This window comes from Mucilaginibacter sp. Mucisp73 (assembly GCF_059491465.1).
In genome coordinates, this window is record NZ_CP168507.1 from 3,148,603 (window position 1) to 3,165,508 (window position 16,906).

The 16,906-nt window shown below is 40.7% G+C and carries 14 protein-coding genes; 5 read left to right on the plus strand and 9 right to left on the minus strand.

The genetic code is table 11. The features are described from left to right. Window positions 1-83 precede the first annotated feature (83 nt). The 4 genes from ACEN82_RS13170 to ACEN82_RS13185 all read right to left on the minus strand — a co-directional run bounded on the left by ACEN82_RS13170 (window position 84) and on the right by ACEN82_RS13185 (window position 6,707). Window positions 84-3,506, minus strand: coding sequence for an efflux RND transporter permease subunit (locus tag ACEN82_RS13170; RefSeq protein WP_413317378.1), 3,423 nt, complete (start codon window positions 3,504-3,506; stop codon window positions 84-86). Window positions 3,507-3,531: 25 nt separating this feature from the next. Further along, a complete protein-coding gene (locus ACEN82_RS13175; RefSeq protein ID WP_413317380.1) occupies window positions 3,532-4,635 on the minus strand; it encodes an efflux RND transporter periplasmic adaptor subunit in 1,104 nt (367 codons plus the stop codon). Window positions 4,636-4,665: 30 nt separating this feature from the next. Beyond that, on the minus strand, window positions 4,666-6,015 hold the full coding sequence (locus ACEN82_RS13180) for a TolC family protein (protein WP_090525273.1): 1,350 nt from the start codon (window positions 6,013-6,015) through the stop codon (window positions 4,666-4,668). 80 nt (window positions 6,016-6,095) lie between these two features. Further along, entirely contained in the window at window positions 6,096-6,707 is a 612-nt protein-coding gene (locus ACEN82_RS13185; RefSeq protein ID WP_413317382.1) for a TetR/AcrR family transcriptional regulator, read from the minus strand. A gap of 204 nt (window positions 6,708-6,911) precedes the next feature. Between ACEN82_RS13185 and purB the strand changes: the two genes are divergently transcribed. From purB to ACEN82_RS13200, 3 genes are all read left to right on the plus strand, one after another. Next, a complete protein-coding gene (gene purB, locus ACEN82_RS13190) occupies window positions 6,912-8,255 on the plus strand; it encodes an adenylosuccinate lyase (protein ID WP_413317384.1) in 1,344 nt (447 codons plus the stop codon). 201 nt (window positions 8,256-8,456) lie between these two features. Continuing rightward, on the plus strand, window positions 8,457-9,008 hold the full coding sequence (locus tag ACEN82_RS13195; protein WP_090525267.1) for a NifU family protein: 552 nt from the start codon (window positions 8,457-8,459) through the stop codon (window positions 9,006-9,008). Window positions 9,009-9,249: 241 nt separating this feature from the next. Beyond that, window positions 9,250-10,179 carry a hypothetical protein gene (locus ACEN82_RS13200; protein WP_413317386.1) on the plus strand — a complete coding sequence of 310 codons (930 nt, stop codon included), beginning with the start codon at window positions 9,250-9,252 and terminating at the stop codon, window positions 10,177-10,179. 13 nt (window positions 10,180-10,192) lie between these two features. Here the strand turns inward: ACEN82_RS13200 and ACEN82_RS13205 are convergent, their stop codons facing one another. From ACEN82_RS13205 to mtaB, 4 genes are read right to left on the minus strand one after another with little or no spacing between them, the layout of a single operon-like run. Continuing rightward, window positions 10,193-10,984, minus strand: coding sequence for an inositol monophosphatase family protein (locus tag ACEN82_RS13205; protein WP_413317388.1), 792 nt, complete (start codon window positions 10,982-10,984; stop codon window positions 10,193-10,195). Beyond that, the gene (locus ACEN82_RS13210) at window positions 10,950-11,438 is read right to left on the minus strand and encodes a GtrA family protein (protein WP_413317390.1); all 489 of its coding nucleotides are present in this window, start codon (window positions 11,436-11,438) and stop codon (window positions 10,950-10,952) included. Before ACEN82_RS13210 ends, ACEN82_RS13205 begins: the two co-directional genes overlap by 35 nt. Beyond that, complete coding sequence (locus tag ACEN82_RS13215) at window positions 11,431-12,600, minus strand: prolipoprotein diacylglyceryl transferase (RefSeq protein ID WP_413317392.1); 1,170 nt, start codon at window positions 12,598-12,600, stop codon at window positions 11,431-11,433. The genes ACEN82_RS13210 and ACEN82_RS13215 overlap by 8 nt, the downstream gene beginning before the upstream one ends. Window positions 12,601-12,628: 28 nt before the next feature. Continuing rightward, window positions 12,629-13,948, minus strand: coding sequence for a tRNA (N(6)-L-threonylcarbamoyladenosine(37)-C(2))-methylthiotransferase MtaB (gene mtaB / locus ACEN82_RS13220; RefSeq protein ID WP_090525258.1), 1,320 nt, complete (start codon window positions 13,946-13,948; stop codon window positions 12,629-12,631). Between the two features lie 503 nt (window positions 13,949-14,451). Between mtaB and ACEN82_RS13225 the strand changes: the two genes are divergently transcribed. Together ACEN82_RS13225 and ACEN82_RS13230 are read left to right on the plus strand one after the other, a co-directional pair. Further along, complete coding sequence (locus tag ACEN82_RS13225; protein ID WP_413317394.1) at window positions 14,452-15,060, plus strand: hypothetical protein; 609 nt, start codon at window positions 14,452-14,454, stop codon at window positions 15,058-15,060. 3 nt (window positions 15,061-15,063) lie between these two features. Beyond that, complete coding sequence (locus tag ACEN82_RS13230) at window positions 15,064-16,170, plus strand: hypothetical protein (RefSeq protein ID WP_413317396.1); 1,107 nt, start codon at window positions 15,064-15,066, stop codon at window positions 16,168-16,170. A 6-nt stretch (window positions 16,171-16,176) separates the two neighbouring features. Here ACEN82_RS13230 and ACEN82_RS13235 read toward each other — a convergent pair whose 3' ends face one another. Further along, a complete protein-coding gene (locus tag ACEN82_RS13235; RefSeq protein ID WP_413317398.1) occupies window positions 16,177-16,905 on the minus strand; it encodes a (Fe-S)-binding protein in 729 nt (242 codons plus the stop codon). Between the last annotated feature and the right edge of the window lies 1 nt (window position 16,906).

Below are 16,906 nucleotides of genomic sequence, written 5' to 3' on the forward strand. Positions count from 1 at the left end.
TTATGTTTCATTTAGAACGATCATTAGTAACAAACAGCCGCAATCTTTCGACAGCGGCTGTTTGTTACTAAGGGCTCTTTATTTTAAACTGTTTCAGTTTCTAATACCTCAACATGTTTAGCTTCAACCGATTTTTTGCCGAACAACCTTGCTTTCAGGTTATAGCGGATCAGGTATAAACACGGTACAAGGATCAGGGTAATAATAGTAGCGAAACCTAAACCGAAGATCATTGTCCAGGCCAGCGGGCCCCAGAAAGCAACGTTATCACCACCAAAGTGGATATGCGGTTCAAAATGGTTAAACAAGCCAACGAAATCAATATTGAAACCAACAGCCAAAGGTATCAGACCCAAAATAGCTGCGGTTGCGGTTAACAACACAGGCGTCATACGGGTATGCCCGGCTTCAACCACCGCATCGTGGATGCTTACCCCCTGCTCCAACAGCATATCGGTAAACTCAACCAATAAGATCCCGTTACGAACAACCACACCTGCCAACGCGATGATACCGATACCTGTCATTACAATAGACATTGTCATGCCGAATACGGTAACGCCCAGCAATACACCAATAATACTAAAGAGGATCTCGCTGATGATAATAAGCGTTTTGCCAATTGAATTAAATTGGATCATTAAAATAATGAGAATAAGCCCGAATGACACACCAAGTGCAGAAAGCAGGAAAGTCATGGCTTCCATTTGGTCTTCCTGGCCACCACCCTGGCGTATAATTACATTATCCGGTTTTTTGAAATTGTTTATCGCCTTTAAAATATTAGCGTTAACCTCGTTTGGATTATTAGGCTTGATAACATTTGAGCCAAGTGTTAATACCCGGCGTTGCTGCTTACGTTTGATATTGCTATACGTTGTTGTATAGCGAACATCAGTAAAGGCAGAAATCGGCACCTGGCGTATAGCACCATTCATCGCCATATCACGGTAGGTGATCTTCAGGTTTTTGATCTCGTCAATATTACTACGCTGACTTGGCAATGTTCTTACCATAATTTTATAATCATCTTCGCGTGTATTACGAAAGTCGGCAGCTTTCCAACCATAAATAGCGGTAAACAGGTTTTGATTGATTTGCTGAGAAGATACCCCCTCTCGGTTGGCACGTTCACGATCTACGTCAAACACAATTTCCGGCTTATCACTTTGTACGTCGGCAATCAGGTTTTCAATACCTGCAATGTTTTGTTTAGCCAGGTAGCTTTTAAGTCTGTTACCGGTAGCCACCAGTGTATCCAGGTTGTCACCTACAATTTCAATGCTAATGTCCTTTTGTACCGGCGGACCGCTATTTTCCTGCGTAACAGCTATTTTGGCCCCTGGAATTCCCTGTACCGCCGCGCGAATATTGGCCAATACTTTTTTTGTATCCTTACCGTTACGCTTACCAAACTCTACAAACGCTACAGTAACCTTACCTTTATTTTCATAATCGCCCTGATCTTCATCAGTAGGATCGGTAACGCCTTTTGTTACGTTTGAAATAACTGACGACACAATATCTTTGTCGGGTTCAACTACCTGGGCAACGCGCTTTTCTATCTGTTTAGTTACTTCATTGGTATAAGCCTGATCGGTACCGATAGGTAAAGTAATGTACACGTAAGCAAAGTTAGGATCGCCCGATGGGAAAAACTCTGGTGTTTTACCCCGTACGGCCATCAGAAAAATTGCAAAAATAAATAAGCCTATAGTACCCGCCAAAACGGTTATTGGCCGGCGTACGGCACGTTCAAGCCATTTGGCATACCAGTTTTGAAATTTAGGCCAGGCATTTTTCTGAAACCTATCGATTACACGCAACAGAAAGAAATGGTTAATCAGGTATAATACCATGATCAATACCATCAGGTTACCAAAGCCCACGTTAATCAAATAACCAATAACTGTAGCAATCGCCAAAAATATCATGGCGCGTTTTGTCGGTCTGTCAAACTTCGGGTTATCATGTTCACCATCATGGTGAGGCCTCATAAAATCAACCGCGAATACCGGATTAATGATATAAGCAACTACCAGCGATGCCAGTAAGGTAATGATCAATGTGATTGGCAGGAAGAACATGAAATGCCCGATTAAACTATTCCAGAAAGCCAAAGGCACAAACGGAGCCAAAGTGGTCATAGTACCTGAAAATACAGGCAGGAATACTTCACCCGCGGCTATTTTAGCTGCCTCCTTAATAGGTACCTTTCCGTTAGCAAAAATACGGTGCGTGTTTTCTATAACTACAATGGCATCATCCACCACAATACCAAGTGCCAGTAGAAACGAGAATAACACGATCATATTTAATGTGAAGCCAATTGCAGGCATCACAAGAAACGCGATAAAACACGACAATGGTACCGACAATGCTACGAAAATGGCATTGGTTGTGCCCATAAAGAACATCAGGATAACGGTAACCAGCAAGAAGCCAATAACGATGGTGTTAATCAAGTCGTTAAGCGTTGTACGCGTTTTATCTGATTGATCACCTGTAACAACAATATCCAGGCCTTTAGGGAATACTGTTCTCTGTTTTAGTTTAATCAGCTCATTGATTTTATCAGAAGCCTCAATCAGGTTTTCTCCGGCCCTCTTACTAACGTTGAGGGTAATTACATTTTTGAAGTTAGGATTATCATTGGTTTTCAATCTTGCATAACTTTCCTGTTCTAAAAATGAATCTTTAACCTCGGCAATATCCCTCAAATAAACAGCCTGCCCTTTTGGGTTACGGATCACCATGGCAGCTACCTCATCGGCATTTTTGAAATCCTGCTTAATGTCGATAGTCCTGCGAACGCCATCAGTTTTAGCGGTACCCGTTGACGATAAAATATTTTCGTAACCAATAGCCGTACTAATATCTGGCAAGCTGAGTTGTGCGGCAGCCATCTTGTTCATATCAACATTAACCTGAATTTCAGGTGTTAAAGCGCCAACTTCATCAACTTTTGAAATCTCCTTGTAACTTTCAATTTCATCTTTTAATATATCAGCATATTCCTTTAGCTTTTTCAGGTCATAATTACCAGATATATTGATATATAAAATAGGAAGATCCGCAACATTGATATCCGAAACAACGGGATCGGTATAATTATTATCATTTTGCGGGAGATCCTTCTTAGCTTGGTCAATCTTGTCCTTTACATCTATTTTTGCATCCTTGATATCAATATTGGCTTGAAACTCAGCTGTGATAATAGAAACGTTCTGAACCGAGTTTGAGGTTACTTTCTTTAATCCCTTTAAAGATTTCAGTTGCTTTTCAATCTGGCGTGTTACCAGGTTCTCAATATTTTGGGGAGACTGACCAGCAAAGGTTGTAGTTATAAACACCTTTGATTGTGCTATGTCCGGAAAGTTTTCCTTAGGCAAGCGATTATAACTTATCAGGCCAAGCGCTGTGATCAGGAACATGAGCACATAAATGGCTGTCTTGTTATCAATGGCCCAGCTTGAAGGGCCAAATTCTTTTTTTACATCTTTCATAATGAACAGATCAATTGATTAATAACTAATTGGCCGACTGAACAACTTTGATCTTATCGCCATCCTCAATTTCAGTTGCACCTTCAACAACCAGCTGGTCGCCGGCTTTTAAGCCTGATAATATCTCTGTTTGGCCACCATAGGTAACACCCGATTTTACATTCACCTGTTTGGCAATACCATTTTGATTAACAAAAACATGGTCGCCATTCTCTGATTTCTGTATAGCTTTAACCGGTACTGCTATGGTATTTGTTTTTGAATAATCAGCAATTTTTAAAATTGCAGTCATATTAGGGCGAAGTGTACTGCGCTGAGGTAATCTGACTTCCACACCAAAACTGCGCGATGTTGGGTCGATAGCTTTAGCAGCAAAAGTGACCTTGGTAACCAACGAGTCCTTAGCATCCGGAATTAATATTTTGACATCGTTACCGGTATTTACGCTACTTGCATATGATTCGGGGACGTCGGCCTTAACTTTTAAAACATCGGCATTCACAATACGGATCCCTGTTTGCCCCGGCGTGGCACCCTGTCCCAGTTTCAGGTCCATTTGATCTACGGTACCAGAAATTGGCGATATGATGCGGTATAAACCCGATTGCCTTTTTAAGGAAGCCAAAGCTTTCTGATTACTTTGCAATGCGGTTTGAGCTTGCAGATATTGTACTTCGGTACCAATTTTCTGATCCCAAAGGTTTTTTTGACGATCAAACAACTGTTGGCTTAAGCTAACCTGCGCTTCGGCTTGTGCTATATTTTGTTGCATAACACTATTATCCAGCTGTGCTAACACCTGGCCTTTAGTTACATGCTGGCCTGGTTTTACGTAAATAGCAGTAATAACGGCAGATGCCTGCGGATAAGCAGTAACGTTATCTTGCGCATCTATTTTACCCTGGATCTGTACATAGTTAGTAAAACTGCCGTTTTTCACTTCTGTAACACTTACATCAGTTGTTTTAGCCGAATCGGTAGTACCCATTTCAGCCTGCAGCTTCGCTATTTTTGAATTGATATCCGATTGTTGCTTTTGCAGATCGGCCAGTTCGGCCTTTTTATCTTTGGGCTTACTTGAGCATGCAGCCAGTAAAACCAGGAAAGGTATGTATATGAATTTTTTCATTTTCATTGTTATATAGTGAGTTTAGTGTTGTTATTTAATTCGTCCGTAAGCTTTGTCAAGGTCAACTTTACTAACCAGGGCATCATAAAGGCCCTGGATATATTTATTGTCAGCATCTTCAAGGCTGGTTTGGGCCTGTGTAACCTCAATGCTTGAGCCTACCCCCTGCTGATATTTTACTTTTGATACACGCAGTACTTCCTGTGCAAGCTCCTGGTTACGTTTTTGATTATTAAGTGATTGTAAGCCATTAATGTATGACACAGTTGCCACCTTTGCATCAAGGTTTATCGTATTTTTAAGGTTTACGAGGTCGTTTGTTGATTTTTGCACCTCAATTTTTGCCTGTCTTACCTGGTTTAGTCTTTGCCCGCCACTGAAAATAGGAACGTTGAGCGTTAAACCGATATAACTTGAAGGAAAAACCTGGCTGTAAAGCTTACTAAAATTATTATTCTGATATGATGCCGCATAGCTGCCATTCGCGCTTAATGTTGGCAAATAAGTTGTTTTTTTGTTTTGCAGATCAAGCTCATTTAGCTTTTTCTGAGTTTCCTGCAAGGAGTACTCTATACGATTATGGTAAAAGCCTGTATCTACCGACATTTCTGCAACGTTATTATCAAGACTAACGTCGCTTAGCTTATCTTTCAACACAAGGTTTTCATCAACAGGCATTCCCATCTGAAACTTCAGCATTTGATAGTTCAAAGCCAATGAACGTACAACGTTTTCGCGGTTAGTTATTAAATTATTGTATTGCACAGTAATGCGGTCTACATCAATTTTTTCAACAAAGCCTTGCTTATTTTGTGCTACGGTTTGGTCAACCTGCTGTTTTAACTGGGTTATATTAGCATCGTATAGTTTAATTTGTTCGTCGCTAACCAAAACCTGATAATATGCTTTGGTGACAGCAACGTTGGCTTCAATTTTTGAGCGGGTATAATTACGCTGTGAAAGCTCACGATATGTTCTTGAAGCCTTTAAACCAACAAGATAACTCCCGTTAAAAAGGATCTGGTTTAAACTAACACCAAGGTTTGATTGGTACTTTACGCCAAATTTAACCGGCACAAAGGTACCAGGGGCTCCAAAAAACTCACCCGGTAATAACGTGGTTGGTATTTTAAGATAATCCTGGAATGAGGCTGAGCCGCTGATTTGTGGTAAGCCAATGCCGGTTGTTTCTTTAACCTTATACTCCGCACTTTTGATATCAAGACCCGAGTTCACAACTGCGCTTTGGTGCTCGTAAGCATAATTGACACAATCCTGAACTGTAAAGTTATAGGTTTGTCCATTTGACGTTGCCTCCTGCGCGTAGCTTTTAAAGGCTACGGCACAAAATACAGTTGCCGTAAAAAATAGATATTTCATTATATATATTGTGGTTGAGTGATTTACTTAAACTGATACAAATTTCTTTTAGCTATTGACAACCTTGTGTCAGCAGCCGGTTATTCATTATTAATATTTTTATATTCGTTAAGCAGCTTGTAACCGTCAAGCGTACAAATGCCATAGTTAAAATGATCTAAAAACTGAACTTGTACCTTCCAGGGGCTAAATTCAGTTACCGGGAATATTGAAGTGTTAAAACCCAACTCCACCTGGTTAACCCGCATCCGTGCCATTATCTTTACGTCAATATCCTTACGAATGTAACCCTGACCCATGCCTTTAGTTAAAAGTTCTTCCATTTTTTGGATCAGTACCCCGGCCTTGAATCTTTGAAAGTCTTCCCAGGCTTCAGCATGATATTTTTGCAAATCATGAATAACAATCGGGTTGATCCTTGAAAATATCTCTTCTGAGCATTTGGTCATGTTGATCATCTCCTCAATCACATTAGCTGATTTACTGATAATCTCATTCATTTGATCCTCATCTTCCTTCAATTTCTTTTTTGTAAGGGCAACAACTAATTCGTTTTTGTCCTTGAAAAATTGATAGATCGTTTTTTTTGACATGCCAAGGTGCCTGGCTATATCATCCATCGTGATACTTTTAATCCCCGCCGTTAAAAACAGGTCTTCAGCGCCTTTTATAATTCTTTCTGTTTGACTCATTGACTTTCCGGGTCAAAACTAAGGAAACATTTTTTGAATAAAAAGTTTCCATTCATTTTTACTTTTTCATTACAGATACTTGTTTATTTTTAAAATCCATTTAATTTATGCTTTTTATCCTGTGGTTTAATTGTGAAGCTTTTAATCTGCCGCTGGCACCCCAAAAATGATTACCTTTGCAAAAAATTATACCACTCTTTTAATATGACGCTTACTCCACTTTCAGCGATCTCGCCTATTGATGGCCGTTATAGAAACACCACCGCCGAACTTGCCGGATACTTTTCAGAATATGCCCTTATCAAGTACCGTGTATTTGTTGAGATAGAATATTTCATAGCACTTGCCGAATATCCACTACCTCAGTTACAATCATTTGATAAAAATCTATCAGAAAAGTTACGCGATATTTACAGGAATTTTTCGGAAGATGACGCTGAGAGTATCAAAGTGATTGAAAAAACGACAAATCATGATGTTAAAGCGGTTGAATATTTCATTAAAAAAGAGTTTGATAAATTAGGTTTGGAGCCTTACAAAGAGTTTATTCACTTTGGCCTTACTTCTCAGGATATCAACAACACTGCTATTCCATATACCTTTAAGCTTGCTCTGAATAACAGCTACTACCCTGCCATTAATAACCTGATTGGTATCCTGAAAGCATTTGCTGCCGAGTGGGAAAATGTTCCGTTATTGGCACATACGCATGGCCAGCCTGCTTCGCCAACCCGTTTAGGCAAAGAGATCCTGGTTTTTGTTGAGCGTTTGGAAAACCAGCTTGAGCTGCTAAAACCTATTCCAAATTCGGCCAAATTTGGCGGCGCTACCGGTAACTTTAATGCGCATAATATTGCTTACCCGGCTATCGACTGGAAGGCATTTGGTAATAACTTCGTGAACAATATTTTAGGATTAAAGCGTTCACAGTTTACCACCCAAATTGAGCACTATGATAACTTTGCTGCTCAATGCGATGCGTTGAAACGCGTTAACAATATCCTGATTGATCTCGACCGTGATATGTGGACCTACATATCCATGAATTACTTTAAACAAAAGATCAAAGCGGGCGAAGTTGGTTCATCGGCCATGCCGCATAAGGTTAACCCTATCGATTTTGAAAATTCGGAAGGTAACCTGGGCATCGCTAATGCTTTGTTTGAGCACCTTGCGGCCAAATTGCCAATTTCAAGGCTACAGCGCGATTTAACCGACTCAACCGTGTTGAGGAATATCGGTGTACCATTTGCGCATACACTGATCGCCATTAAATCAACCGTAAGAGGATTAAACAAGCTGCTATTGAATACCGATGCCATTAATGCCGACCTGGAAGCTAACTGGCCGGTTGTTGCTGAAGCCATCCAAACCATATTAAGGCGTGAGGGCTACCCTAATCCATATGAAGCCCTGAAAGATCTTACCCGCACCAATCAGCAGATCAACGCCAACACAATAGCCGAGTTTGTTGATACGTTAGATATAAGTGATGCTATCAAGGAGGAAATTAAAAAGATAACACCATTGAACTATACGGGAATTTGAGTTGGATGCTCAAATTTCAAATGTGCAGATGTACAAATTTTATTATGATTTTTTGATGCTTTAATTATACATCAATTTGCACATCTGAAATCTGCACATCTGAAATCGAAAATCATCCGCATGTCATAACAAAGTTTAGGGTAGTTTTTAATAAAAAAGGTAGTTAAATTTGTTAATTAGATTGAATAAAAACACGAAACGATGAATATCAACGTATATACCGAATTAACGCCTAACCCGGCAACTATGAAATTCATAGTTAATAAACTGCTTATTAATGGCAGTGTTGACTTTCCTACTAAGGAAAGTGCCGAACATTCACCTTTTGCAAAGGAACTGTATAAGTTCTCATTTGTAAACGGCGTTTTCTTTGCCAGCAATTTTGTTACCATTACCAAAACTGAAGGCAGCGAATGGGCAGATGTTGAACCGATAATGAAAGAGTTTGTTAAAGGTGCAATCGAGTCAGAATTAAAGATCCAGTTAGAGGAAGAAGCCGAAGCCGGAAACTTTGAAGGCACTGAAACCGAGGTTAAAATTCAGCAGATCCTGCATGATTACGTTCGCCCGGCTGTTGAGCAGGATGGCGGCGCTATCTCTTACCGCTCATTTAACGAGGGTGTTGTAACTGTTGAACTTCGCGGTTCGTGCAGCGGCTGCCCATCATCAACCGTAACCCTTAAAGCCGGTATCGAAAACTTGCTTAAACGAATGGTGCCTGAAGTTACCGAGGTGGTTTCTGAAGCGTTATAATGATATTGATTTTGGGGTTCGAGCCCCATTGCTTACCCGAAAGCCTTTCATGAAAATGAGAGGCTTTTTGCTTTTTTACCCCTAATCCTGTTTATAATTAAATGAGGTTATCTGTCTATAAGTTTTTATTTTAGCTACCCAATCTTTAAACGTTATCACAATGCCTAATTTGATTGATATTCCCAACTGCCACATTTTAATTTCAGTCGATAATGCTTGGTTTACTCTAACTTTCTAAATTATGAAAGTTAATGAATTACTAAATTGTAAGAATTGCGGTGCAATATTAACTGCAAGCGCAAATCAAACAATTCAATGCGCATACTGCGGAACAACTTACCATCAAAAACCGCAGACAAATAATACGTTATCATCTACAGAAATCGTAATAGAATATGCAGAAAATCAATTGGAAGGCATGGAAAATGGTGATGCCAATGAAACACTCCAGTCAGATGATTTTCCTACCGATAAGCAAAATACAAATCTTGGATGTAGTATCGCTCTGATAGCTTCGGTCGCCATCATGGTGGTAATATTCATAGCTAAAATGATTGGATCGGAGCAGAAGACTACTTATAGTGGTAGCATGGTTATTGACACCTCAATATTAAACACTCCAACTCAATCTGTTGAATTGTCAGAAACAGCGCAAGCGAGTCTCAAAAAATTAGCCGCAATCAATGTGGATAAGAAACTCTTTAAAAAGTTAATTAAAGATTCAAGCAATATCACAAGAGAGTCTGCGGTTCAGGCAACGTATTTCAGAGATAAAAATTCAATAGTCGGTAAGCCAGTCACCGGTTTATACGCCTATATAAATTGTTATGACATAACAGGCTGCAACATTTATTTTGGTTGTCAACATATAAATAAAAAACCTTTAGGATTACAGAGTTTGACATTTGTTATAAATGGTAAACGTCTCCTGTACAAACCCGATTTTGCGACAGACTCTTTACAGCATTGGATAAACGAATACAGCGAGGAGACGATTTACGACGACAAAATCTCAATATTATTAAAACTTGTAACAGCAGATAAGGTCATTGTTCGTTTTAACGATAACAAAGGCCACGCTCAAATAATATTACCAAAAGATCAGCAACATGCGCTTAAGAGGCAATTGCAACTTTATAAAGGATTGCTTTTGGGATATGCTAAGGAATAAAGGTGTAAAAGTATTACCTGAAATACTTCTGTATCGCCCCCAACATCTCCCCCGTGATCTTCCCATTGGTAGCTAACAGTTCCCGGGTATCCAATACCTCAGAGCCGCCTTTAAAGTTCACCACTTCGCCTCCTGCTTGTTTTACAATCACAATACCGGCGGCCACATCCCAGGCGTTAAGGTTATACTCATAAAAAGCATCAAAACGGCCACAGGCGGTATAAGCCAGGTCTACTGCTGCAGAACCTAAACGGCGTAAGCCATGGCTGCTGCGCATCAGTTCCGTAAACAATTCGATATAGGCGGCCTGCTTGGTAAAATCGTAATATGGGAACCCGGTTGCCAATAAGCTGGTGCCTATTGTTTCGTTTTTACTTACACTGATTTCTTTGCCATTCAGATATGCGGGCGCATCTTTCCAGGCGTAAAAGCATTCATCAAGGTTTATTTCATATATAACACCGGCTATCAGTTCATCATATTCTTTCAAAGCAATACTTACCGAAAACGCGGGTACTCCATGAATGAAATTGGTAGTACCATCCAGAGGGTCAATGATCCAGTTGTAACGCTCGCCTATTTTGGTTGTTGTCTTTTCTTCGGTAATGAAACCGGCCTCAGGCAAAATTTTGCTCAGGCCTTTTACAATGGTTTCTTCGGCGGTTTTATCAACATATGATACCATATCGTTGAGGCCTTTATATTCTATTTTATCAGGATCAAATGCTTTACGTTCCTGCCTGATGAAATCACCTGCCTGTTTTGAAACTTCAATTACCTGGTTTATGATGTTCGCTGTTTGCATGGTTATGTTTTAATGATAAGCTAAATGAAAAAACTTTATGGATAAAAAAGCTGGCGAAGAACAAGCTTAATGCAGCCGAGATCCGTGCTACTGTAGGGTTAAAGCTGCAAGTTTGGATCAATATTTTTACAACTGATAAGTTGGCGAAGAAACCGATTATAGCCACCGTTACAAAGCGAAAAAACTGCTTGCGCGGCGCGGATTTAGATTCATTGAACACCATGTAACGGGTAATTAAAAAATTAACTACCACGCCCATAAAAAACGATAATGCCAATGATACGGTATAGTTACGAACGGTAAGCCCGAATATCCGGTAAGTGTGCTGTATTAGCAGGTTGTGGTAAAAAAGATAAAACGCCGAAACATCCACCAAAAAGCCGGCACCGGCCGAAACTACAAATCTGAATACCTGGTTATGGATTAAACTGCCTTTTGATTTGTTATCAGCCATTTGTTGTGCCCAGCGCTTTCTTTTCTTTGTTTAATCCGGTTACAATAAGTGTAATACCACCTAAAACCATGATCACAGAGATCATTTCGGCCTGGGTAAATGAAACACCCGCAACAACATACTTTGTATTAACCCTGATGAGCTCAATAAAGAAACGCTCAACGCCTGCTAATATCATGTATATACCAAACAAAACGCCCGGAGCTTTAAAAATGTGCCTTATTTTCCACAATACAAAGAACAGTAATAAACAAATTACAGATTCATAAAATGAAGTTGGATAAACCGGATATTGAAGTTCATGGCAAAATTTACCCACGCAATCCATCATCTGCACACCTTCGTCGTTCACGTTGTGCGGAAATTTAAAGCTCCACATCCAATCAGGTGCCCAGCTTAACCAATGAGGCTTTGGCGCCAGGTTAACTATACCCCAATCACCATCGCCGCTCATCTGGCATCCGATACGGCCTAAAGCATAAGCCAGCATCATGCCCGGGCCACCGATATCAAGCATATCCAGCGGTTTAATGCCGTGTTTGTTAGCAATATAGAGTACTGCCGCGCCACCGCAGATCAGACCGCCATAAAAGGTTAAACCACTAAAGCCTATCAGCATGCCAACCGGGTCTTTCATAAAGTCGCCCCAGTTTTCCAACGCATTAAACAGCTTGGCACCCGCAAAGCCGAACACGGCTGCCCATAACAATATACTACCCATCAATTCATTGGGATGTACATCTACATCTTTGGTCACCGGTTTATCAAGCTTTTGTTTTTGAGCTTCATGCCATGCCCAGTACGCGAACGCTGCAGCTCCAAGGATCCCACCTATCCAGTTGCCTCGCAGGGATAACAAAAACTCCTGCGGGTTATCTATAAGAGCCTGGTAATTAAGGATACAGTCAACAATTTTATAGCCTAATATGAAGCCAAAAATACCATTTCCCGCAAGCTCGGCATTTGAAGCCGGCAACCCGATAGTAACACGTTTTTTAAAAGTATGGATTACGCCTAACGCTTCTTTACGTTTAAACTCCTGGCCAAATGCCCAATAAGCGCCAACAAAAGCTATCGCCACAAAAAAGCCGAAGGTTTGTATAGGCAAAGGAAGATTAAAACCAAAAAGGTATTTCAGTAACGATGTAAGCGTTGGAAACATAGGTTATATTTTAAGGCGAATATAGAATTTAATGCACTAATATTTCTTCGCCTTCTGTTATTTCAACATCACCATCAGGTGAAATATTTGTTAGGTGCACCGTTTTCAATTCGTTAACCAGTACAGGATCATACTTGGTACGTACCTTTACATAGTTACGGGTAAAGCCGTGCATGAAGCCATCTTTGATATCACCCTCAAACAAAACTTCCTGGTTTTTACCGAGTTGGCTTTCATAAAAAGCACGGCGTTTTTTATCCGACAGGATATGCAACATTTTACTCCGCTCGCCCCTTGCCGAGCCGGGTACCGCGCCCGTCATCTGAGCGGCCAAAGTATTTTCCCTTTCCGAATAAGTAAATACGTGCAGGTACGATATATTAAGTTCGTTGAGGAAGTTATAGGTATCGATAAAATCCTCCCTTGTTTCGCCGGGGAAACCAACAATAACATCCACGCCAATGCAGCAATCGGGCATCAGCTCTTTTATCCTGGCAACACGGTTAACATACAAATCGCGTTTGTAACGGCGGCGCATCAAGCCCAGGATCTTATCCGAACCCGATTGCAGCGGGATATGAAAATGCGGTACGAAACGTTTTGAAGCAGCTACAAAAGCGATGATCTCGTCGGTAAGCAGGTTAGGTTCTATGGATGAGATCCTGAAACGGTCGATCCCTTCTACCTCATCAAGGGCCTTAACCAAATCAAAAAACTTGTCTTCGCGTTTACCGTTCCGGATCCCGAAATCGCCAAGGTTTACGCCGGTAAGCACAATTTCTTTTACGCCCGACTCAGCAATTTGTTTTGCCTGAGCAACAACGTTTTCAATAGTATCGCTCCTGCTTGTGCCGCGGGCCAAAGGGATGGTACAAAAGGTGCAAGAGTAATCGCAACCGTCCTGCACTTTCAGGAAAGTACGGGTACGGTCGCCAAAAGAATATGCGGGAACAAACTCATTAGCTTCAGAAACCGGCTGATTAAGCACCAGCGCCTTTGGCCTTTTGGTTAAGTCGGTAATATGGTCAACTATCTGAAATTTTTCGGCAGCGCCAAGCACCATGTCAACACCCGGAATTTCGGCAATTTCCTGTGGTTTTAGCTGCGCGTAACAACCTACTATAGTTACATAGGCGTTAGGCGAAATCTTAAGGGCCTCTTTAACGATCTTCTTACACTTTTTATCGGCATTGTCAGTTACCGAGCAGGTATTGATCACAAAAACATCCGGTGTTTCGGTAAAATTTACCGTATCATAACCGGCCTGGTTAAACAGCCGACCAATGGATGAGGTTTCTGAATAATTCAGCTTGCAGCCTAAAGTGTAAAAAGCGACTTTCTTGTTCATTTCAAACGGCAAAGATACAGTTTTTTATAAAATGTTGGTCCGGGGCATTTTTCACAGCACGGTAAAAGTAATTCAAAAAATATGGGTGTCTCAAAATCGCCATTCTCCAAAAAAAATATTTCCTGCTTTCGGGCATTTTTTAAAATGTTCCATTTTTTGAGAGTGAAACGCAAAACATGATTTTTATGAAACACATTGATAATCAAAGCTTTAATATTTCGCCCGAAACATCGATAAATATTTGATTATCAACCACTAAAACTTTATGGAGTATAAATTCATCACTTAAGGACGTACATCTATTTTCGGCTTTTTTTGGCTTTTTTTTGAGTTTTTTTGAACCTGCAGGGCCTATTGCCAATACCCGCTGACAAAACAGTGCCACCATCGTTGCTTTAGTTTTTCTATAAACAAGAGCCTCTTTATAGGCCTGGTATTTTCATAATCCTGGTAATTTGCCTATTTTCAGTGCGGATAAATGTAAACCCTAAACCGCCCATATCATGATCATATACGGCATCAAAGCGAAACTATTAAAAGCTGAAATAACAAGCGACACCTGCCCTAACTGCAATACTGCCAACAGTATCCAGATGAATGTATTTCAACGCTGGGCGCATATTTTCTGGATCCCGTTTTTCCCGATAGGTAAAACAGGCGTATCCCAATGCCTCCATTGCAGGCAGGTTTTGAAGCTTAAGGAAATGCCCGCCTCGCTCAAATTAAGCTATGATAATATAAAGTCTCAAACTACAATACCTGTGTGGACATTTGCAGGCTGTTTCCTGCTCGTTATCGGTTCGATATTTTTTTATATCAGCGAAAAGCAGAAAGCAAAAAAAGTAAACCAATGGGTTTTATCGCCACAAAAGAACGATGTATTTCATGTCAAACTTAAAAACGATCACTATACCCTTTACAGGGTAAATAAGGTTTCCGGCGATTCTGTTTACCTGGCCTTAAACAAATATGAATCGGACCGTGAAGAGGGCCTTGATGATATCGCGGCAAAGGGTGATACCGCCTATGATAACGCCCAGCAAGGTATTGCCAAACCATTTCTTGTAGAGATGGCCAAAGAAGGATCTATCCTGGATATTGAACGCAAATAAGCTATGAATACCACACCCCGCTCCTATTGGTTTGCCAAGTTCCTTGAATGCCTGTATCTGCTCGTAGCTATCTACGATTGCTTAATGATGATGTGGGGCACATTACTTTACAAGCTGTTTAGTTCTTCTGGTGAGTTATCCTTCGCAGTTATTTTTACCTGGATTATCATCGGGATGTGTATCTTTTCGATGATGTATTCCATTTATTGGCATCAAAAAAGCAACAAGGAAGGTTTTAATTCGGGGATAAGGCACGCATTTATGCGTGGCGTTATGCGGTACTTTCTTGCCTTTCAAGTGTCGGCTTATGGCTTTGCCAAGATCCTGAAAACTCAATTTGCACACGTTTATATGAGGGATAATACTCCTGTAGGTAAGTTAAGCGGCTTTGACCTCACATGGAATTATTTTGGACATTCATATACTTTCGCGGTTATCCTGGGTTTGCTTCAGATTGGCGGCAGCGTTATGCTTTTATTCAGGCGTACTACCTTACTGGGCACCTGCATGTTACTGCCCATAATGTTAAACATTGTACTGATCAATGCATTTTATGATATAGCCGCAGGGGCATTTATGAACTCAATCATTATAACTACCGGATTGTTATACCTTTTACTACTACGATGGCCGGATATTAAACCTGTTTTATTTAAAGACGTAGCAATACCGCCCTTAAGGCTAAGTTTTGCAAAACCAGTTTTAAAACTTTTAGTAATCGGTCTTGCGTTTTATAGTATTTACCGTTATGTAGCAGCCGTCCCCCCATCGGCCTTTGCAGGAAAATGGAAAATAGATGAGCTTATCAGGAACGGCAAACCCGTGGGTAAAAACGAATGGATGAATGGTGCGCAAAACTGGTGCTACGTTTATATAGAAGACGGCGGCCGGATTGCATTTTGTGCCAACCCTTATGTTTTTGAGGCTAACCGCGCATGGTTTGGTCAATACATATATCTGACAGGCAAAAAAACGTTCGACATTGTTTTTGACGGAGGTACAAAACGAGATACAACAAAGGTAAAGATCAGCAACTACAACGGTAAGCAAATGCAATGGGATACCAAAGTATATGATGATACCTTGAAGTTGAAACTGATTAAAGAATGACAGAAATTACACATTCCCCCAGCCCAAAGCCAAAACATCAGCAATGTGCATGGTTTGGATAGGCAGGTTATTTTTGTCGATATACCCCTGCATGTGCATTAAACATGAGGCATCAGTAGATATGATGTATTCCGCACCGGCATCAAGGGCGTTATTTACTTTTTGCTGCGCCATGGCGGTTGAAATGCCATCAAACTTAACGGCAAAGGTACCGCCGAAACCGCAGCAGGTTTCACCGTCTTTCAGGTCAAGCAGTTCGAGGCCAAGTACTTTGGAGAGCAACTGGCGCGGCTCATCCTTTATTTTGCATTCGCGCAGACCGGCACAGCTATCGTGATACACAGCCTTGCCATCAAGCTCGGCACCGAAATAGTCGAACTCCAGGATATTTACTAAAAAATCGGATAGTTCATAGATATTTCCCTGTATCGCCCTGCATTTATTGTGAACAGCTGTATTGGTAAACAGATCGTTATAGTAATTCTTTACCATTCCGGCACAAGATGCTGAAGGTGAAACAATAACGCTGTCTTCCGAAAAATCGCTTAGAAATTTACTGCCAACCTCTTTGGCATCGTCCCAAAAACCGGCATTAAAGGCCGGCTGACCGCAGCAGGTTTGCGCAGGGTTATAACTAACCTTGCAGCCTGCTTTCTCCAACACTTTTACAGTATTAAAAGCAGTTGCCGGAAACAACTGATCTATAAAACACGGTACAAACAACTCAACCTTCATC